This window comes from Nocardia sp. MH4 (assembly GCF_019266065.1).
GTDB lineage: Bacteria > Actinomycetota > Actinomycetes > Mycobacteriales > Mycobacteriaceae > Nocardia > Nocardia canadensis.
The window spans coordinates 95152-114307 of sequence record NZ_LPNR01000124.1 but is presented as its reverse complement, the minus strand read 5'-3'; the positions used below and the strand labels follow the sequence as shown (position 1 = coordinate 114307).

General features: G+C 68.6%; 15 protein-coding genes and 1 tRNA gene. 4 read left to right on the top strand and 12 right to left on the bottom strand.

All coding sequences use genetic code 11. The features are described 5' to 3' along the window. Positions 1-6: 6 nt before the first annotated feature. The gene (locus tag ATM97_RS28610) at positions 7-780 is read left to right on the top strand and encodes a queuosine precursor transporter (protein WP_374104915.1); all 774 of its coding nucleotides are present in this window, start codon (positions 7-9) and stop codon (positions 778-780) included. Positions 781-813: 33 nt separating this feature from the next. Here the strand turns inward: ATM97_RS28610 and tgt are convergent, their stop codons facing one another. The 5 genes from tgt to ATM97_RS28585 form a co-directional block, all read right to left on the bottom strand. Then, complete coding sequence (gene tgt / locus ATM97_RS28605) at positions 814-2067, bottom strand: tRNA guanosine(34) transglycosylase Tgt (RefSeq protein WP_218721294.1); 1254 nt, start codon at positions 2065-2067, stop codon at positions 814-816. Positions 2068-2125: 58 nt separating this feature from the next. Further along, a complete protein-coding gene (locus ATM97_RS28600; RefSeq protein ID WP_218721293.1) occupies positions 2126-4033 on the bottom strand; it encodes an ABC transporter ATP-binding protein in 1908 nt (635 codons plus the stop codon). After that, positions 4030-5763: an ABC transporter ATP-binding protein gene (locus ATM97_RS28595; RefSeq protein WP_218721292.1), complete on the bottom strand. Its 1734-nt coding sequence runs from the start codon at positions 5761-5763 to the stop codon at positions 4030-4032. Before ATM97_RS28595 ends, ATM97_RS28600 begins: the two co-directional genes overlap by 4 nt. Positions 5764-5844: 81 nt before the next feature. After that, a complete protein-coding gene (locus ATM97_RS28590; RefSeq protein WP_218721291.1) occupies positions 5845-6321 on the bottom strand; it encodes an Rrf2 family transcriptional regulator in 477 nt (158 codons plus the stop codon). A gap of 47 nt (positions 6322-6368) precedes the next feature. After that, complete coding sequence (locus ATM97_RS28585; protein WP_218721290.1) at positions 6369-6965, bottom strand: TetR/AcrR family transcriptional regulator; 597 nt, start codon at positions 6963-6965, stop codon at positions 6369-6371. Positions 6966-7165: 200 nt separating this feature from the next. Between ATM97_RS28585 and ATM97_RS28580 the strand changes: the two genes are divergently transcribed. Both ATM97_RS28580 and ATM97_RS28575 read left to right on the top strand, forming a co-directional pair. Further along, a complete protein-coding gene (locus ATM97_RS28580) occupies positions 7166-9460 on the top strand; it encodes an MMPL family transporter (protein ID WP_218721289.1) in 2295 nt (764 codons plus the stop codon). A 172-nt stretch (positions 9461-9632) separates the two neighbouring features. Continuing rightward, the gene (locus ATM97_RS28575) at positions 9633-11921 is read left to right on the top strand and encodes an MMPL family transporter (RefSeq protein WP_218721288.1); all 2289 of its coding nucleotides are present in this window, start codon (positions 9633-9635) and stop codon (positions 11919-11921) included. Between the two features lie 121 nt (positions 11922-12042). Here ATM97_RS28575 and ATM97_RS28570 read toward each other — a convergent pair whose 3' ends face one another. The 4 genes from ATM97_RS28570 to ATM97_RS28555 form a co-directional block, all read right to left on the bottom strand. Then, positions 12043-12291 carry a hypothetical protein gene (locus ATM97_RS28570; protein ID WP_308248652.1) on the bottom strand — a complete coding sequence of 83 codons (249 nt, stop codon included), beginning with the start codon at positions 12289-12291 and terminating at the stop codon, positions 12043-12045. A 129-nt stretch (positions 12292-12420) separates the two neighbouring features. Further along, positions 12421-12511: transfer RNA gene (locus ATM97_RS28565), tRNA-Ser, on the bottom strand. Between the two features lie 46 nt (positions 12512-12557). Then, positions 12558-12992, bottom strand: a complete 435-nt coding sequence (locus ATM97_RS28560) for a nucleoside deaminase (RefSeq protein ID WP_218721346.1) — start codon at positions 12990-12992, stop codon at positions 12558-12560. An 11-nt stretch (positions 12993-13003) separates the two neighbouring features. Next, positions 13004-13543, bottom strand: a complete 540-nt coding sequence (locus tag ATM97_RS28555) for a tRNA adenosine deaminase-associated protein (protein WP_218721287.1) — start codon at positions 13541-13543, stop codon at positions 13004-13006. Between the two features lie 58 nt (positions 13544-13601). On the opposite strand from ATM97_RS28555, the gene ATM97_RS28550 reads away from it, so the two are divergent. Further along, positions 13602-14549: a prephenate dehydrogenase gene (locus ATM97_RS28550; RefSeq protein WP_218721286.1), complete on the top strand. Its 948-nt coding sequence runs from the start codon at positions 13602-13604 to the stop codon at positions 14547-14549. 66 nt (positions 14550-14615) lie between these two features. On the opposite strand, the gene ATM97_RS28545 is transcribed toward ATM97_RS28550, so the two are convergent. The 3 genes from ATM97_RS28545 to ATM97_RS28535 are packed head-to-tail and all read right to left on the bottom strand — an operon-like array spanning position 14616 to position 18965. Beyond that, positions 14616-15233 carry a putative glycolipid-binding domain-containing protein gene (locus tag ATM97_RS28545; protein ID WP_218721285.1) on the bottom strand — a complete coding sequence of 206 codons (618 nt, stop codon included), beginning with the start codon at positions 15231-15233 and terminating at the stop codon, positions 14616-14618. A 49-nt stretch (positions 15234-15282) separates the two neighbouring features. Beyond that, the gene (locus ATM97_RS28540) at positions 15283-17136 is read right to left on the bottom strand and encodes an ABC transporter ATP-binding protein (RefSeq protein ID WP_218721284.1); all 1854 of its coding nucleotides are present in this window, start codon (positions 17134-17136) and stop codon (positions 15283-15285) included. Then, complete coding sequence (locus ATM97_RS28535; protein ID WP_255588567.1) at positions 17133-18965, bottom strand: ABC transporter ATP-binding protein; 1833 nt, start codon at positions 18963-18965, stop codon at positions 17133-17135. The genes ATM97_RS28540 and ATM97_RS28535 overlap by 4 nt, the downstream gene beginning before the upstream one ends. Positions 18966-19156: the final 191 nt, after the last annotated feature.

Sequence of the window (19156 nt, the reverse complement as noted above, 5' to 3'; positions counted from 1 at the left end):
GGAGCCGTGACTGATGCAAACACGCTCGACCAACCTGCCGAATCTGGGCGCCCCGCGCCGGACCATGCGGCATTCGCCCAGGTTGCGCGGGGGTTCTACCCGGTAATCGTCGCCGTGTTCACGGCGACGCTGATCATCTCCAACATCTGCGCCACCAAGGGCGTCGAGTTCTTCGCCGACCAATCGGTGATGCTGGGCCCGCTGCAGATCCTGCCGATCGCGACCGACGGCGCCTTCTTCCTGTTCCCGCTCGCCTACATCCTCGGTGACGTGCTCAGCGAGGTGTACGGCTTCCGTGCCACCCGCCACGCCATCTACACCGGTTTCGGCGCGCTGCTGCTGACCGTCGCGTGCTTCGCGATCGCGATCCGGCTGCCCGCCGCCGGCTTCTACGAGAACCAGGAAGCGTTCCGGACGGTCCTCGGCACCACCCCGCAGCTGGTGCTCGCCGGCCTGGCCGGCTACTTCGTCGGCCAGCTGCTGAACTCGGCCACCCTGGTGCTGATCAAGGAACGCACCAAGGAGAAGCATCTGTGGGCCCGGCTGCTCGGCTCCACGGTGATCGGCGAGTTCGCCGACACGCTGATCTTCTGCTCGATCGCCGCCACCGCCATCGGCATCAACACCTGGCAGTCGTTCGTCAACTACGTCATCGTCGGCTTCGTGTGGAAGACGCTGTGCGAGATCATCGTCATGCCGATCACCTACCGCGTGATCGCGCTCCTCAAGAAGACCGAACCGACCTACGGCCCGGCCGAGGTCGACGCCCTGCACGATTAGGCGGCCCGCGGCGGACCGGCCTCCGGTCCGCCGCTACGCCCCCGGCGCCTTGATCCGGCCTTGCCACTGGCCGAGGAATTCGGTCTTGAACTCGTCGAAGTAGCCGCCCTCGATGCTGGCGCGGATCCGGTCGACCAGCCGCACGGTGAACCGCTCGTTGTGGATCGTGCAGAGCGTGGCCGAGAGCATCTCCTTGGCCTTGAACAGGTGATGCAGGTAGGCGCGGGTGTAGTGCGCGCAGGTGTAGCAGTCGCAGTTCTCGTCGATCGGGGTGAAATCGCGGCGGAAGCGGCTGGTGTTGATGTTGAACCGGCCCTGGTCCACGTAGATCGCCGCGTTGCGCGCCACCCGGGACGGATTCACGCAGTCGAAGGTGTCGGCACCGTTCTCGATGGCGACGAACATGTCCTCGGGCTCGCTGATGCCGAGCATATGGCGCGGCTTGTGTTCGGGCAGCTCGTCACAGCACCAGCCGACGATGGTGCCGAGATTGTGCTTCTCCAGCGCGCCGCCGATGCCGTAGCCGTCGAACTCCGTTCCGCCGGCACCCCGAATCTCCTCGAGCTCGCGACAGGCCTTGCGCCGCAAGTCCTCGTACTGGGCGCCCTGGATCACCGCGAACAGCGCCTGGTAGGGACGGTGCCCGCGCTCGCCGGTGAGCTTCTCGTGCTCGTCGATGCAGCGCTGCGCCCACTCGTGCGTGCGCTGCAGCGATTTCTCCTGGTAGCCGCGAGTGTTCAGCAGGGTGGTCAGCTCGTCGAAGGCGAACATGATGTCGGCGCCGAGCTGATGCTGGATGCCCATCGACACCTCGGGGGTGAAGCGGTGCTTGGAACCGTCCAGGTGCGAGCGGAAGGTGACGCCGTCGTCGTCGACGGTGGCCAGGCGCTCCTTGCCCTCGGCGATCACCTCGTCGGAGCGGATGTCGACCGCTTCCATCGCGAGCACCTTCTTGAACCCGACGCCCAGCGACATCACCTGGAAGCCGCCGCTGTCGGTGAAGGTCGGGCCGGACCAGTTCATGAAGGTACCGAGACCGCCCGCCTCGTCGACGATGTCGGCGCCCGGCTGCAGGTACAGGTGATAGGCGTTGGCCAGCAGTGCCTGCGCGCCGAGGTCCTTCATCGTCTCCGGCAGCACCGCCTTCACCGACGCCTTGGTGCCCACCGGGATGAACGCGGGCGTGGCGATCTCGCCGTGCGGGGTACCGATGACGCCGGTACGGCCGTGGCGCCCGCGGTCGAGACGGGTGCCTACGGAGAAGGAGAACTCGCTGGGATCGGCCACCTGCCCATCGTGCCAGGACTGCCCGGCGCGTCACCCGCCCGGGTGACGCGCCGGTCTCCTACAGTTCCGCCGCCGCGAACTGCGCGTTGTAGAGGCGGTAGTACGCGCCGCGCTCCTCGAGCAGCCGCTCGTGCGAGCCGTGCTCGACGATGCGGCCCTTCTCCATCACCACGATCAGGTCGGCGTCGCGGATGGTGGAGAGGCGATGCGCGATGACGAAGCTGGTGCGGTCGCGGCGCAGGGCTGCGGTCGCGTGCTGGACCAGCAGTTCGGTGCGGGTGTCGACCGAGCTGGTCGCCTCGTCGAGGATCAGGATCGACGGCTTGGCCAGGAACGCGCGGGCGATGGTGATCAGCTGCTTCTCGCCCGCGCTGACACCGCCGCCCTCCTCGTCGATCACCGTGTCGTAGCCGTGCGGCAGCGCGTGCACGAACCGGTCGACGTAGGCGGCGCGGGCCGCCGCCAGGATGTCGTGCTCGGAGGCGTTCGGATTGCCGTAGGCGATGTTCTCCCGGATGGTGCCCTTGAACAGCCAGGTGTCCTGCAGCACCATGCCGATCCGCGAGCGCAGGTGGTCGCGGGTGATGGTGGTGATGTCGACGTCGTCGATCGAGATGGTGCCCGCGTCGAGCTCGTAGAAGCGCATGAGCAGGTTGACCAGCGTGGTCTTGCCCGCGCCGGTCGGGCCGACGATGGCGACGACGTGCCCCGGGTCGGCGACCAGCGACAGCCGCTCGATGATCGGCACCTCGGGGTCGTAGCCGAAGGAGACCGCCTCGAACTCGACCCGCCCGCGATCGACCGGGCGCTGGTTCTCCACCACCGGGTCGGGGCTCTGCTCCTCGGCGTCGAGGATCTCGAAGATCCGCTCGGCCGAGGCGACGCCGGACTGCAGCAGGTTGGCCATCGCGCCGATCTGGGTGAGCGGCTGGCTGAACTGGCGCGAGTACTGGATGAAGGCCTGGACGTCACCCAGCGACAGGTTGCCCGTGGCCACCCGCAGGCCGCCGACCAGCGCGATGAACACGAAGTTCACGTTCCCCAGGAACATGATGGCCGGCATGATCAGGCCGGAGATGAACTGCGCCTTGAAGCTCGCGTCGTAGAGCTGCTGGTTGCGCTCGTCGAATTCCTTGCCGACCTCGCGGCTGCGGCCGAAAGCGGTGATGATCTCGTGGCCGGTGTAGGCCTCCTCGACCGAGGCGTTCACCGCGCCGGTGAACTTCCACTGGTCGACGAAGTGCGGCTTGGACCGCTTGGCGATCTGCGCCGTCACGACGATGGCCGCGGGCACGGTGAGCAGCGCGATCAGCGCCAGCAGCGGCGAGATCCAGAACATCATGATCAGGATGCCGACCACGGTGAACAGCGAGACCAGCAGCTGGCTCATCGTCTGCTGCAGGCTCTGCGAGACGTTGTCGACGTCGTTGGTGACGCGGCTGAGCACGTCACCGCGCGGGGCGGAGTCGAAGTAGCGCAGCGGCAGCCGGTGCAGCTTGTCCTCGACGTCGTCGCGCAGCCGCTTCACGGTCCGGTTGATGACGATATTGAGCAGGTAACCCTGCAGCCAGCCGAACACCGAGGCCGCCACGTACAGGGTGAGCACGATCAGCAGGACCCGGGCGACGGCGTCGAAGTCGATGCCAGTGCCGGGGATGACGTTCATCGCCGAGAGCATGTCGGCGCGGGTGTTCTCGCCGCGGTCGCGCAGCATCTGGATGGTCTGCTCTTTGCTGAACCGCGGGTCGAGCTGCTTGCCGACGAAGCCGTCGAAGACCAGGTTGGTGGCCTTGCCGAGGAGGTAGGGGCCGAGCGTGTTGAGCACCACCGAGGTGATCACCAGCGCGACGATCACGCCGACGGCGAGGCGTTCCGGCGCGAGCCTGCGCAGCAGGCGCTTGAGCGACGGTCCGAACGACTTGGCCTTCGTACCCGGCGCGCCGGGTACCGGAGCACCGGGCCTCATCGAGCCTCCTCCACACTGAGCTGGGACTCGACGATCTCGCGGTATTCGGGACATCGCTGCATCAACTGGTCGTGCGTGCCGATGCCCGCCATCGCGCCGTCCTCCAGGACGACGATCTGGTCGGCGTCGCGAACGGTCGCGATCCGCTGGGCGACGATGAGCACCGACGCGTCGGCGGTCTCGGGCTTGAGCGCGGCACGCAGCCTGGCGTCGGTGGCGACGTCGAGCGCCGAGAACGAGTCGTCGAACAGGTAGACGCGCGGCCTGCGCACCAGCGCGCGGGCGATGCACAGGCGCTGCCGCTGCCCGCCCGAGACGGTGGTGCCGCCCTGGGCGACCGGGGTGTCGAGCCCCTGCGGCATCTCGCGCACGAAGTCGGCCGCCTGGGCCACCTCGAGCGCGTGCCACAGTTCCGCGTCGGTGGCCTCGGGCTTGCCGTAGCGCAGGTTGCTCGCGATGGTGCCGGAGAACAGGTACGCCTTCTGCGGGACCAGTCCGATGCCGCCGCGCAGGAGTTCGAGATCGAGGTGGCGCACGTCGGTGCCGCCGAGGTAGACCGCGCCGTCGGTGACGTCGATCAGCCGCGGGATCAGGTTGATCAGGGTGGTCTTGCCGGAGCCGGTGGCGCCGACGATCGCGGTCGTCGTGCCGGGGGCGACCTGGAACCGGATGCCGCGCAGCACCGGCTTCTCCGCACCGGGGAAGGCGAACTCGGCGAACTGGACATCGACCGCGGCCGGGTCGGCGGCGAAGGGCTGCGGCAGCCGCGGCGGCCGGACCGAGGACTCGGTCTCGAGTACCCCGCCGATCCGGTCTGCCGAGACGGCGGCGCGCGGCGCCATCATCGCCAGGAACGAGGCCATCATGACGGCCATCAGGATCTGCATGATGTAGGACAGCATCGCGGTGAGCGAGCCGATCTGCATGGTGCCGTTGTCGACGTGGTGACCGCCGAACCAGATCACCGCGACGGCGGTGACGTTGCTGATCAGCATGACCGTCGGGAACATCAGCGCCATCAGCTTGCCGACGCGCAGCGAGGCGTCGGTGAGCGCGGTGTTGGCCATCCCGAAGCGCCAGATCTCCTGGCGTTCGCGCACGAACGCCCGCACCACCCTGATGCCGGTGATCTGCTCGCGCAGCACCCGGTTCACCTCATCGATGCGCGCCTGCATCTGCCGGAAGCCGGGCACCATGCGGGCCACGATCGTGCCCATGGCCAACGCCAGCGCGGGGACCGCGATCAGCAGCAGCCAGGACAGGCCCAGATCTTCGCGCAGCGCCATGATGATGCCGCCGACGCACATGATCGGCGCCATCACCAGAATCGTCACCGACATGACGATGAGCAGCTGCACCTGCTGGATGTCGTTGGTCGAGCGGGTGATCAGCGAGGGCGCGCCGAACATGCCGACCTCCCTGGCCGAGAAGGTCTCGACCCGGTGCAGCACGCCACCGCGCATATCGCGGCCCGCTCCCATGGCCGCCTGGGCGCCGAGGTACACCGACGCCGACGAGGCCACGATCTGCACGCAGCTGACCGCGAGCATGAACAGGCCGGTGGACCAGATGTAGCCGATATCGCCCTTGGTCACGCCGTTGTCGATGAGGTCGGCGTTGAGGCTGGGCAGGTAGAGCATCGCGATGACCGAGATCAGCTGGAGCACGAGGACACCGGCCAGCTGAGCGCGGTACGGGGCCAGGTAGGTCCGCAGCAGGGTGATCAACATGGTGGTCGCAGGCTACCGCGTGCGGGTGAGCGTCGCCGCCGACTTTTGCCGCCCTGTGGACAAGTCCGGCCTGTGGACGAATTACGCGCCGGCGGGCGTGCGCGGCTCGCGCCGCACCCAGGCGCCGGGGTCGGCGATCAGCTCGCCGATGAAACCCGGCAGCCGGTCGGTGGCGATATCGGCGATGGAGACGTTCTCCAGCACGGCCCTGATGTTGACCCGCAGCGCGATCCATACCTGCTGCAACGGTTCGGCGGCGCCGGGATAGCGCACGTCCTCGGGGCGCTGCCCGCGCACCGAGGCCAGCGGCGATTCGACGGCGCGGATCACGTCGGCCACCGAGATCTCCGGGGCAGGCCTGCCGAGGCGGTAGCCGCCGTCGGGACCGCGCCTGCTCAGCACGAGGTCGGCGCGGCGCAGCTCGGCCAGCACGGTCTCGAGTACCTTCGGCGGGATCTGCGCGGCGGCGGCGATCGCCTCGGCCTTGACGACGCCGTCGGCCGCGGCGAGCTCCAGCAGCGTTCGCACCGCGTAATCGACCCTGGCGGTGATATGCACGAGTCGAACTTACGCGGTCGGCCGGGCGGGAGCGGCGGGCCGCCCGGTCATGCCGACCGTCCGCAGGCGGTCAGCACGCAGGTCGCCGCGTCGAGCAGGGTCTTCTCCACCATCTCATCGGTCGCGCCGGGCGCCAGCTCCGATGACAGCAGCGCGACCCCGAGCACCTCGATGGCCGCGGCCGCGCGCAGCATGGCTTCCTGATCCGGGTCGGGACCGGCCAGCCAGGTGCGCAGTTCCCTGGTCGGCTCCATCAGATCGGGGTAGCGATCGGCGATGGCGTTGACGATCGCCGCGGTGTCGCGCACGCACAGCGCGCCCGCCGCGCGGTGCCGGATCATCCCGCGCAGGTACGTCCGCAGCACCGCGCGGATGCCCTCGTCGTCGTAGGGGACCGCGTCGATGTCGGTGACGATGTCGCGCATGTGATCGATGATCGGATCGATGATCGCGAGGAGCAGATCCAGCTTCGACGCGTAGTGGTAGTAGAGCGAAGCCTTTGTGATCCCCACCATATCGGCGACCTCGCGCAGGCTCGTCTGCTCGAAACCCTTGGCGCCGAAAAGCTGTACCGCGGCGTCGCGGATAGCCTGCTTAGTGCCTCCACCTGCGGAAACGGCGTCGACGGTGTCTCGGGGAGCCATGTATTCAATCCTCCCATCACTGCGTGTGACTTACGCGGCGCCCCCGAAATTGAGGTTGCCTCTCCACTTACTGAATCGGTAGTCTACCTACCGCACGGTAGGCAGAAAACGACGATGTGGAGGCGGGTCGTCAGGGGAGACCCGCAAGTGCTGTCTACGAGCCTGATCCCACCCGAGTTCTTCGCGCTAGGAGCACCCTCGTGTCCGTATACCTGTACAGATGGGGAAAGTTCGCTTTCCGCCGCAAATGGATCGTGCTACCGGTCTGGTTGTTGCTGTTCCTGCTGCTCGGCGGCGTCGGCGCCACCCTGAGCAAGCCGATGACCAACGACTTCAGCATGCCGTCGCTGCCGTCGGCCCGTGCGAACGAGATCCTCGACAAGCACTTCCCGGGCATGTCCGAGCAGTTCAAGTTCGACGCCGTGTCCGGCACCTACGTGATCGGCGCCCCGGAGGGCCAGAAGCTCACCGATCCGGCCAACCGCGCCGCCGTCGACGCGCTCATCACCAAGCTCGGTGAGCTGCCGATCGTCGATCACTCGAAGCCGCTGATGAGCCCCATCGAGATGACCGACAAGATGGGCTGTCTCGCCAACCCCGACCCGTCGAAGTGCTCGGGCGCACCGCTCAACGTGCTGAGCTCGACCGCGCCGGACAGCGTCGCGGTGCTGAACGTGCCGTTCAGTATCGAGGGCGTCACCGATGTCACCGACGTCGAGCGCGACGCCGCCTACGAGGTCGCCGCCGAAGCGCGCAACGCCGGCCTGACCGTCGAGCTCAGCGGCTCGATCGCGATGGAGCAGGAGCAGCCGAGCGGCAAGTCCGAGCTGATCGGCATGGGCGTGGCCCTGATCGTGATGGTGGTCGCCTTCGGCGCCATCGTCGCCGCCGTCGTCCCGATCGTCACCGCCATCGTCGGCCTCGGCGCCGCGACCTCGCTGATCATGCTCGGCACCTCGGTGATCGAGGTCCCCAGCTTCACCACCTTCCTCGCCTCGATGATCGGCATCGCGCTGTCGATCGACTACGCGCTGTTCATCGTGTCCAGGTACAAACACGAACTGGCCGTGCGTGACTCGGCCGAGGAAGCCGCGGGTACCGCGCTCGGCACCGCCGGTTCGGCCGTCGTGTTCGCCGGTCTGACCGTCATCATCGCGCTCGGCGCGCTCAGCATCGTCGGCGTGCAGTTCCTGACCTTCATGGGTCTGGGCGGCGCCATCGCGGCCGGCTTCGCGGTGCTCACCGCGATCACCCTGATGCCCGCGCTGATGGGCGCCTTCGGCAAGTACCTGTTCAAGCCGAAGCTGCCGCTGGTCGCCCAGCACGATCCCGAGGACGAGAGCTCGGTCACCAACGGCCAGCGTTTCGCCCGCCTGATCGGCAAGGCCCCGTGGGTCGCGCTGATCCTGTCGGTCGTCGTGCTCGGCGCGCTCGCCGCACCCGCCGCCGGCCTGAACCTTGGTCTGCCCGGCGAGGACTCGGCCCCGAAGACCTCCACCGTCCGCAAGGCCTACGAGCTGCGCACCGAGGGCTTCGGCGAGGGCAGCAACGGCGTGCTGATGGTCGTCACCGACCTGAGCGCGGTGCCGGAAAGCCAGCGTGAGGCCGCGGTCGGCGCGCTGCGCGACAAGCTCGCGTCCTACGACGGCATGGACTACGTGACCGAGCCGCAGTGGAGCGAGAACAAGCAGGGCGCCATGCTCAACGGCGTGCCGAAGTCGGGCCCGAACAACCAGGCCACCAAGGATCTGGTCGCCGAAGCGCGCGGCGCCGAAGCCGACCTCGAGGCGCAGTTCGGCATGGAGTACGGGATCACCGGCACCACCGCCATCTACGCCGATGTCGACCACGTCCTGCTCAGCAAGATCGTGCCGTACCTGGCGATCGTGGCCGGTGCCGCGTTCATCCTGCTGATCCTGGTGTTCCGCTCGATCCTGGTCCCGCTCACCGCGGCCCTGGGCTTCCTGCTCTCGATGGCGGCCACCTTCGGCGCCACCGTGCTGATCTTCCAGCAGGGCAAGCTCGGCCTGATCGAGGACCCGCAGCCGCTGGTCAGCTTCCTGCCGATCATGTTGATCGGCTTGGTATTCGGCCTGGCCATGGACTACCAGGTGTTCCTGGTGACCCGCATGCGCGAGGAATTCGTGCACGGCAAGTCGCCCAAGGACGCGATGGTCTCCGGCTACCACCACGGCGCCCGCGTCGTGACCTCGGCGGCGATCATCATGATCTCGGTGTTCGGCTCGTTCATCCTGGAGACCGACGTCACCGCGAAGTCCTTCGGCTTCGCGCTGGCCGCCGGTGTGGCGATCGACGCCTTCATCGTCCGCATGGTCGTGGTGCCCGCGCTGCTGGTCATCATGGGCAAGTGGTCGTGGTGGATCCCGAAGTGGCTCGACCGCATCCTGCCCGATATCGACGTCGAGGGTTCCAAGCTCGAACAGCTGCGTAACCAGGGCGCCGAGACGGTGAAGCAGCCGCTTCCGGTCTCCTGACCCACTCGAACCGGACGACCCCGCGATCCCTCAGGATCGCGGGGTCGTCCTGCTTTTTCGCCCGTCGCACCTGGCAGGTTGCTTGATATCGCGGTGGCCTGGCACCAGACTCGGACTGGTTAGACCCGGCTCTACCTCCCGCTCCGCACCGATCACCGCGAGGAGAAAAACCGTGTCCGTCTATCTGTACCGGTGGGGCAAGCTGGCCTTTCGCCGCAAATGGATCGTGCTACCCGTCTGGTTGATCTGTTTCCTGGTGCTCGGCGCCCTCGGCGCGCAGCTCCAGAAACCGATGACCGACGACTTCAGCATGCCCAACCTGCCGTCGGAACGGGCGACCGAGATCCTCGACAAACACTTCCCCGGCATGTCGGAGGCCTTCGCCTTCGACGCCGTGACCGGCACCTACGTCGTCGGCGCGCCGGCCGGGCAGAAGCTCACCGACCCGGCGAACAAGCAGGCGCTCGACGCGATGATCGCCCGGCTCGATCAGCTCGACATCGTCGATCACAGCAAGCCGATCCCGAATCCGATCGCGATGACCGAGGAGATGGGCTGTCTCGGGGCCGAGCGCGACCCGTCGACCTGCAGCGGCGCACCGCTGAACGTGCTGAACAAGACCGACCCCGACACCGTCGCGTACTTCAGCGTGCCGTTCACGATCAAGGAATTCGCCGATATCACGGCCGAGGACCGCGACGCCGCCTACGCCGTCGGTGACGCCGCCCGCGCGGCCGGGCTGACGGTCGAGATCAGCGGCACCATCGCGATGGAACAGGAGATGCCCAGCGGCAAGTCCGAGATGATCGGCATGCTGGTGGCGCTGGTGGTCATGGTCGTCGCGTTCGGCGCGATCGTCGCCGCGTTCGTGCCGATCATCACCGCGATCGTCGGCCTCGGCGCGGCCACCTCGCTGATCTTCCTGTCCACCTCGGTGCTCTCGATCCCCAGCTTCACCACGTTCCTGGCCTCGATGATCGGCATCGCGCTCTCGATCGACTACGCGCTGTTCATCGTGTCGAGGTACAAGCACGAACTGGCGGTGCAGGATTCGGCCGAGGAAGCGGCGGGCACGGCGCTGGGCACGGCCGGATCGGCGGTCGTGTTCGCCGGGCTGACGGTCATCATCGCGCTGGTCGGGCTGAGCATCGTCGGCGTGCGGTTCCTGACCTTCATGGGTCTGGGCGGCGCGATCGCGGCCGCGTTCGCGGTGCTCACCGCGATCACGCTGATGCCGGCGCTGCTCGGCGCGTTCGGCAAGTTCCTGTTCACACCGAAGCTGCCGCTGATCGCCCAGCACGATCCCGAGGACGACAGCGTCGTCACCAACGGCACCCGGGTGGCCAAGGTCATCGCCAGATGGCCCGCCGTGACGATGGGGCTGGCCATCGTGGTGCTCGGCTTGCTGGCCGCGCCGGCGATCAACCTGAACCTCGGCCTGCCCGGCGAGGACAGCCTGCCCAAGTCGACCACCGTCCGCAAGGCCTACGACCTGCGCACCGAGGGCTTCGGCGAGGGCAGCAACGGCATCCTGCAGATCGCTGTCGACCTCAGCGACACCCCCGTCGACCAGCGCGAAGCCGCGCTGCTCGCGTTGCGCGAGAAGCTACAGTCCTATCCGGACATGGAGCTTGTCACCGAGCCGCAGCTCAGCCAGGACGGCGCGGGCGCGCTGATCAACGGCATCCCCAACGCCGGGCCCAACGCGCAGTCGACCAAGGACCTGGTGCAGTCGGCGCGCGATGCCGAACCCGCGCTGAACGAGCAGTACAAGATGTCCTACGGCATCACCGGCAGCACCGCGATCTACGCCGATATCGACCACGTCCTGCTCAGCAAGATCGTCCCGTACATGGCGATCGTGGCGGGCGCGGCGTTCGTCCTGCTGATCCTGGTGTTCCGCTCGATCCTGGTCCCGCTGACGGCCGCGCTCGGTTTCCTGCTGTCCATGGCGGCCACCTTCGGCGCGACCGTGCTGATCTTCCAGGAGGGCGAGCTCGGTCTCATCGAGGACCCGCATCCGCTGGTCAGCTTCCTGCCGATCATGTTGATCGGCTTGGTATTCGGCCTGGCCATGGACTACCAGGTATTCCTGGTGACCCGCATGCGCGAGGAGTACGTGCACGGCGCCGATCCCACCGAGGCCGTGGTCAAGGGCTATCACCACGGCGCGCGCGTGGTGACCTCGGCGGCGATCATCATGATCTCGGTCTTCGGCTCGTTCCTGCTGGAGTCCGACGTCACCGCCAAGTCCATGGGCTTCGCGCTCGCCGCCGGTGTCGCCCTCGACGCCTTCGTCGTCCGCATGGTGCTCATCCCCGCGCTGCTGGTGCTGCTCGGCAAATGGGCATGGTGGATGCCGAAGTGGCTGGACAAGATCGTCCCCGACATCGACGTCGAGGGCGCTCGCCTGCGGGAACTACAAGAGCAGGAAAAGACCCCCGTCCCCGCCCGCACCTGACCACCCGGGGTTTCCGGCCGCCTCGAATCCGAGGGGCGAGACGTACCGCCGAAGGCGCAGTATCGCCCCTCGGATTCGAGGCACCAAGGGCCGGAAACCCCCGCGGCGCCAGCCGCCGATATCACTGGCTCGGTTGGGGTACCTCGCACTGGCTGACCCGCGGGTTCAGGCCGACATAGTTGGCCGGACCCGCGGCGGCGGTCACCGCGATCGTCGCCCAGTCGGAGCACTCCTTGGGCAGGTGGGCGAAGTAGTGTCGCTGGCCCGCGGCGAGCAGCCCGACGGCTACCCAGCCCAGCACGACCAGAACCATGAGCTTCCCCCCGAGCCCGATCCCGGACTTCGCGGGTGGCGGCTGTCGCCCGCGCATAAGACATCGTTCCTTCCCGGATTTCGGTACTACCAGTCTATTACCTACAGCCCCGGCGGGCGGGGCCGTACCGCGTGAACAGCCGACGAAAAAGAGCCCCTCACCTGGCATATCAGGTGAGGGGCTCTGTGGCGGTGGCGGAGGGATTTGAACCCTCGGACGGGGGTTACCCGTCACACGCTTTCGAGGCGTGCTCCTTAGGCCGCTCGGACACGCCACCGCCGACTACGATACCGGAGGGGGTGCCGGATCGTTAAATCGGCTGGTCAGCGCTGAGTTCGAAAGAAATCGTCCAGGAGGGCGACGCACTCCGCTTCGAGGATCCCGCCCCGCACCTCGGGACGATGGTTGAGCCTGCGGTCGCGCACGACGTCCCAGAGGGAGCCGACGGCGCCGGTCTTGGGCTCCCAGGCGCCGAACACGACCTTGCCCACCCGGGCCAACACCAGCGCGCCCGCGCACATCGTGCACGGCTCCAGGGTGACCGCCAGCGTCGCGCCCGCCAACCGCCAGCCGTCGCCGTGCACGGCGGCCGCGGCCCGCAACGCGAGCACCTCGGCGTGCGCGGTCGGATCGCCGAGGGCCTCCCTGGCGTTGCTCGCGCGCGCGAGTTCGCGCCCCTCGGCGTCGAAGACGACGGCGCCGACCGGCACATCACGCGGGTCGGCGTCGGCGGCGGCCGCGATCGCGGCGCGCACCATGTCCTCGTCGGTCACCGAGGCAGTTTGTCCAGGACCGCCGCGAATTCGGTGGCGAAACCGAGCCGCTGGGCGATCATGCCGAGCTGCTCGTCGGGGTAGAGGTCGGTCTCGGCCAGGATCACGCTGAGCACCGGCTCGGGCAGGCCGAGGTCGGCCAGCACGCCCAGGTCGCCCTCTTCCCACGGCTCGACGTCGTCGAGGTCGTCGGGGTCGATGTCGGGGATTTCCACATTGAGTGCGTCGAGGACGTCGGCGGCGATGTCGTAGTCGATCGCCGCGGTCGCGTCCGAGACGAGCAGGCGGGTGCCGCTCGGCGCCGGACGCAACACGATGAAGAACTCGTCATCGACGTCGAGCAGCCCGAATACCGCCCCCGAGCTGCGCAATGCCTTCAGCTCCGTCTCCGCGACCGACAGGTCGAGGAGCGCATCGTGGCTGAGCGGACTGCACCGCCACGTGCCTTCTTCGCGGACCACCGCCACTGCGAACCCTTCGACGTCGAAGTCGTCGTCCGACGTCGCCCTGTTCGTGCCCGAGCGCTGTGCTGCCATGGACCAAACGGTAGTCTGTCCCGCCCGTAATGATGAACTCGTGTGCCAATCTGTTCCGATGACCCTCGACCAGCGTGCCGCTGTCTGCGTCCTCGGAACCGGTTTGATCGGCGGCTCACTGCTGCGCGCCGCGGTCGCGGCGGGGTACCCGGCGTACGGCTACAACCGCTCGGACTCGGGTGCCGACGCGGCGCGTCGCGATGGTTTCGACGTGTCGACCGACCTGTCCGCGGTGCTGCGCCGAGCCGCCGGCGAGGACGCGCTGCTGGTGGTCGCGGTGCCGATGCCCGCGGTCGAACAGCTGCTGGCCGAGATCGCCGCGCTCGCCCCCAACTGCCCGGTGACCGACGTGGTGAGCATCAAGCGCCCGGTCGTCGACGCGGTCCGCAAGCACGGGCTGGCGGCGAATTTCGTCGGCGGGCACCCCATGACCGGCACCTCCGAATCCGGCTGGGCGGCAACCGATCCCGAACTGTTCCGCGACGCGGTGTGGGCGGTCGGCGTGGACGAGGGCACGCGGGTCGAGCCGTGGGAACGGGTCGTGCGGCTGGCGCTGGACTGCGGGTCGGTGGTGGTTCCGGTGGTCGCCGACGAACACGATCAGGCTGTCGCGCGCATCTCGCACCTGCCGCACGTGCTGGCCGAGGCGCTGGCCGCGGCGGGCGCCGAGGGCGGGGCGCTCGCGCTCGGCCTGGCCGCCGGTTCGTTCCGCGACGGCACCCGCGTCGCCGGTACCGCGCCCGATCTGGTGCGCGCTATCTGCGAACCGAACGCCACCGCGCTCGGCCAGGTGCTCGACGAGACCATCGCCGCGCTGGTCACCGCCAGGGACGCGCTGCGCGCGGACGGCAGCCTCGGCGAGGTTGTCGAGGCGGGTTACCGCGGCCGTACCGCGTACGAGCAGCGCACGCACTGGGAGATCACCGGGATCGTCCCGGGTGCGGCCGACTGGCTCACCGAGCTACACCGAGCCGGACAGCGTGGCGGGGTGCTGCGCGCACTGTGAACCCGGCGAGCGCGCGGTCGCCCGCGCCGGGCGGTGGAAGCCGGTCCCGCGCCGGCCGATTCGGCGTTACGCCCGTTCGGCGAGTCCGGGGTAGTCCAGGACGAATCCTTCCGGATCGACCGTCAGCGTCGCGCTGGAGACCGGGGACAGCACGTTGATGCCGTCGGCGGCGCTCGAGTAGGTGAGCTCGGCCTCCTGCACCAGCAGATCGGGCAGCCGCACGTAGACCACCGGGACCTGCACGTCGCCGACCGCGTTCTGCAGCCCGAACCGGCGGATCGGCAGCGTGTTGAAGAACGGGCTCAGCACCACGTCGACATCCAGCGCGCCGGCGAAGGTGGAGCGCACATGGCTGCCGCCCGCGTCGACGAGCCAGTAGTCCTCTTCGTCCCGGGAGATGGAGGCGTGCCGTTCGCCCGCGGCGGTGGTGGTACGCAGCGACAGCCGTCGCGTCGCGCCGGCCTCGTCGGTGACCAGGTCATAGGACGCGCTGAAGGCCGGGTGCTCGCCGCAGGCGCTGCCGATCATCCGGCCCGCCGCCCGGATCCGGTTGCCGTTGAGCGTCACGCGCACCGATTCCATCCGCGTGTTGTCGTGGGCCCGCCAGGTGAGCACCGCGGGCCACCGGGAGGCCGGTCTGTTCTCGGTGGGGCCTGCGGCCGGGCCCGGGGCTGGGGTCGTCACCTCTCTACGGTAAGCGACACCAGCCCCGCTGCTGTACAACACGGTGGCATCAGACCAGCGAATCCCGCCAGGCGGCGTGCAGTCCGGCGAAGCGGCCCCGCCCGGCGATGAGCTCGGCGGGAGAGCCGTCCTCCACGATCCGGCCCGCGTCGAGCACCAGCACCCGGTCGGCAATGGCGACCGTGGACAGCCGGTGCGCGATGATCACCGCCGTACGCTCGCGCAACAGCGTCTCCAGCGCGTGCTGGACCAGCCGCTCGCCAGGGATGTCGAGGCTCGAGGTCGCCTCGTCCAGCACGATCACCGCGGGGTCGGCCAGGAACACTCGCGCGAACGCGACCAGCTGACGCTGCCCGGCCGAGAGCCTGCCGCCCCTGGTCCGCACATCGGTCGCGTACCCCTCGGGCAGGGATCGCACGAACGCGTCCAGGCCGACCGCCCGCGCGGCCGCCGTGACCTCGGCATCGGTCGCGTCCGGCCTGCCCAGGCGGATGTTGTCGGCGATGGTTCCGGAGAACAGGTACGCCTCCTGGGTGACCATGACGACGTGCCTGCGCAGTTCGGCGTCGGCCAGCTTGCGCAGATCGACGCCGTCCAGGGTGATCGCGCCGCCGCTCGGGTCGTAGAACCGGGTGAGCAGCTTGGCCAGCGTCGACTTGCCCGCGCCGGTGGCACCGACCAGCGCCACCACCTGCCCGGCCGGGATGGCCAGGTCGAATTCCGGCAGCACCGGCGACTCGGCCGTGTACCCGAACCAGACCCGGTCCATCCGTACCGCACCGGTCGCCCGGTCCAGCGCGACCGGATCCGCGGGTTCGGCGACCGCGGGCTCCTCCTCGAGCACGCCCGAGATCTTCTCCAGCGCCGCCGCGGCGGACTGGTAGGAGTTGAACACCTGGGCGAGTTCGTCGAGCGGACCGTAGAACTGGTCGAGGTAGAGCAGGTACGCGGCGAGCACGCCGATCGCGAGATTGCCCTCCATCACCTGCCAGGCGCCGACCAGCAGCACGATCACCGTGGTCACCTTGCCGATGAAATTCGACAGGCCGACGTAGTCGCCCATCCCGCGGATCGCGGTGGTGGTCGCCCGCTGGTACTCGTCGTCCTCGCTGCCCAGAACCTCCTGGTTGCGGTCTTCCCGGCGGAACGCCTGCACCGCGCGCATGCCGCTCATCGACTCGACGAACTGCACGACGACGCGGGCGATCGCGCCGCGCGTGCGCCGGTAACCGGCCCGCTGACGCCGCTGCGCCCACCGGGTCACCAGTACCAGCGGCACGAAGCCGAGCAGCACGATCGAGGCCAGCATCGGATCCAGCCAGACCAGCAGCACCGCGATGGTGACCACCGAAAGGACCGCGCTGAACGCCTGATTCAGCGCGCCTTCCAGCAGTTCCTGCAGGGTCTCGATATCGCTGGTGAGCCGGGTGACGACCTTGCCCGAGGTGTACTTCTCGTGGAACGACACGCTCAGCCGCTGGGTGTGCCGGAACGCGCGCACCCGCAGATCGAACAGCACCCGCTGACTCAGCGAACCGGAGGCCCGCAGGAAGAAGTACGTGGTCAACCCCGCCAGCACGGTGACCGACACGAACCCGGCCACCGTGGCGAGCATCGGCGTCCAATTGCCCTGTCTGCCTTGGCCGATGCCGTGATCGAGGCCGTAGGCGATGAACAGCGGCATCGACACCTTGGCCGCGTTGTCGAGCAGGATCAGCACGAAGGTGAGCACCGCCTGCTTGCGGTAGGGGCGCACCAGATCGAGCAGCAGGCGCCGGGATCGCCCGGCCAGCACCAGGTTTCCGGTGCCGGTGACGGCGTCGTCCTCCTTGGCGATGCCGCGCCAGTCCGCCGCCAGGTCGGTCTGCTCGGTCGGGGTCTGGATATCGGTGTCGGTGGTCATGATTCACCTCCCATCAGTTCGCGGTAGCGGCTGTTGGTGCGCAGCAGCTTCTCGTGGCTGCCCTCGGCGACGATCCGGCCGTCGGCCAGCAGGGCGACCCGGTCGGCCAGCGCCGCCGTCGACGGGCGGTGCGCGACCAGCAGCGTGGTAGCGCCGGCGAGCACCGTGCGCAGCCGATCCTGCACGCGCTCTTCGGTTTCCACGTCCAGCGCCGAGAGCGGATCGTCGAGCACCATGATCCGGCCGTGCTCGGCCGACGCCTCGCCGATGAGCACGGCCCTGGCCAGAGCGAGCCGCTGGCGCTGGCCGCCGGACAGGCTCATGCCCTGCTCACCGATCCTGGTGTCCAGGCCCCACGGCAGCGCGTCGACGAACTCGCTCGCCTGGGCGATGTCGAGCGCCTGACGTACATCGGCGTCGGTGGCGCGCGGGTCGCCCAGTGCTACGTTCTCGCGCACGCTGGCCGAGAACAGCACCGGCTCCTCGAAGGCCACCGTCACCACTCGGCGCAGGTCGGCCAGGCGCAGGGTCGCGATGTCGACGCCGTCGATGGTGATGCTGCCGCCGTCGACGTCGTAGAGCCGGGGAATCAGTTCCAGCAGCGCGGTCTTGCCGCTGCCCGTCGCGCCGACGAGCGCGACCGTCTCCCCCGGCCGGACCCGCAGCGAGATGTCTTCCAGCACGGCCTTGTCCGAGCGGTCCTCCCCGGTCGGATAGGCGAAGCGCACATGGTCGATGACCAGCTCACCGCGCAGACCGGTGGGCAGGGTCGCCGGCTGCGCCGGGTCGGTGATGTCGAGCGGGGTGTCGATGATCTCCCAGAACCGGTCGGCGGCGGTGCGCGCCTCGAACAGTTCCGAGAGCAGAAAGCCCAGCCAGATGATCGGCCACTGCAGGAAGGTCGCCAGCGTGACGCTCGCGACCAGCGTGCCGATCGTCATCGTGCCGTGCACCACCGAGTACCCGCCGACGCCGAGCGACACCGCGATCGCGACCGTCGGGAACGTCACCAGCGCGGCCCACAGGGTCGCGTCCAGGCGCACCTTCTCCAGCTCGGTCTTCTGCAGCTCGCGCGAGAGCGCGGTGAAGCGCGCGCCGAAGAACCGGCCGCGGCCGAGGGCCTTGAGCACGCGCACGCCCTGCGCGGATTCCTGGGCGATGGTCGCCAGGTCACCGGACTGGTCCTGCGAGCGCCGCGAGGCCACCTCGAACCGGCGCACGAAGCGCACGCAGAACAGGGTCAGCGGCAGCGAGATCACCGTGAAGATCAGTCCCACTTGCCAGTTCATCGCGAACAGCGCGATCAGGCCGATCGGCAGCACGATGCTGTTGACGATCAGGAACGGTCCGGCGAACGCGACGAACCGCCGCAGCACCGAGAGATCGTCGATGGCGCGCGACAGCAGCTGACCCGATTGCCAGCCGTCGTGGCGTCCGATCGACAGCGCCTGGAGCTGGGCGAAAAGCTTTGCCCGCATCCGGATCTCGAACAGGGTGGACGGCTTGGACACCAGCCAGCGCCGCCCCCACATGCCGAAGGATTCGAGCCCGCCGAGAACGAAGATCAGTGCGACCGGCAGCAGCAGCCCGACGAAGTCCCGCCGCGCGATCGGCCCGTCGATGACCCTGGCGATCACCAGCGGGATGACGATGGCGGTACTGGCGGTGACGATCGCGAGCACATTGGCCCCGATCAGCGGCACCCGGTAGGGCCGCAGGTACGGCAGAAATCGGCGCAGCGACCGCGATCTACCGCTCGGCCGCGGCGACGGCCGCCCCGATCTGTCGGCCTCCGCATCGGTGGCCGCCAGCTCCACAGTGACAGACAAGACTCTCCCCCTTGGTGTCCGGTTGGATGGTTGGTTTCCGGAACGGACGCCTGGTGATGTTCGCACCGGGGTCCGACAAGTCGGCCTCTCCAGAGTGGCACCGCAGCACCGTCGCGAGCCACTGATTTTTCCGCTGGAGCTCGGGGTTCGGCCGCCCGATACAATGCGCCGCAGGCGCGAGTGACGGGTCG

Excerpts from the sequence above, each read along its gene's own strand:
- ATM97_RS28600 (WP_218721293.1), bottom strand. The coding sequence starts at position 4,033 with ATGAGGCCCGGTGCTCCGGTACCCGGCGCGCCGGGTACGAAGGCCAAG.
- ATM97_RS28595 (WP_218721292.1), bottom strand. The coding sequence starts at position 5,763 with ATGTTGATCACCCTGCTGCGGACCTACCTGGCCCCGTACCGCGCTCAG.
- ATM97_RS28585 (WP_218721290.1), bottom strand. The coding sequence starts at position 6,965 with ATGGCTCCCCGAGACACCGTCGACGCCGTTTCCGCAGGTGGAGGCACT.
- ATM97_RS28570 (WP_308248652.1), bottom strand. The coding sequence starts at position 12,291 with ATGCGCGGGCGACAGCCGCCACCCGCGAAGTCCGGGATCGGGCTCGGG.
- ATM97_RS28560 (WP_218721346.1), bottom strand. The coding sequence starts at position 12,992 with ATGGTGCGCGCCGCGATCGCGGCCGCCGCCGACGCCGACCCGCGTGAT.
- ATM97_RS28555 (WP_218721287.1), bottom strand. The coding sequence starts at position 13,543 with ATGGCAGCACAGCGCTCGGGCACGAACAGGGCGACGTCGGACGACGAC.
- ATM97_RS28550 (WP_218721286.1), top strand. The coding sequence starts at position 13,602 with ATGACCCTCGACCAGCGTGCCGCTGTCTGCGTCCTCGGAACCGGTTTG.
- ATM97_RS28540 (WP_218721284.1), bottom strand. The coding sequence starts at position 17,136 with ATGACCACCGACACCGATATCCAGACCCCGACCGAGCAGACCGACCTG.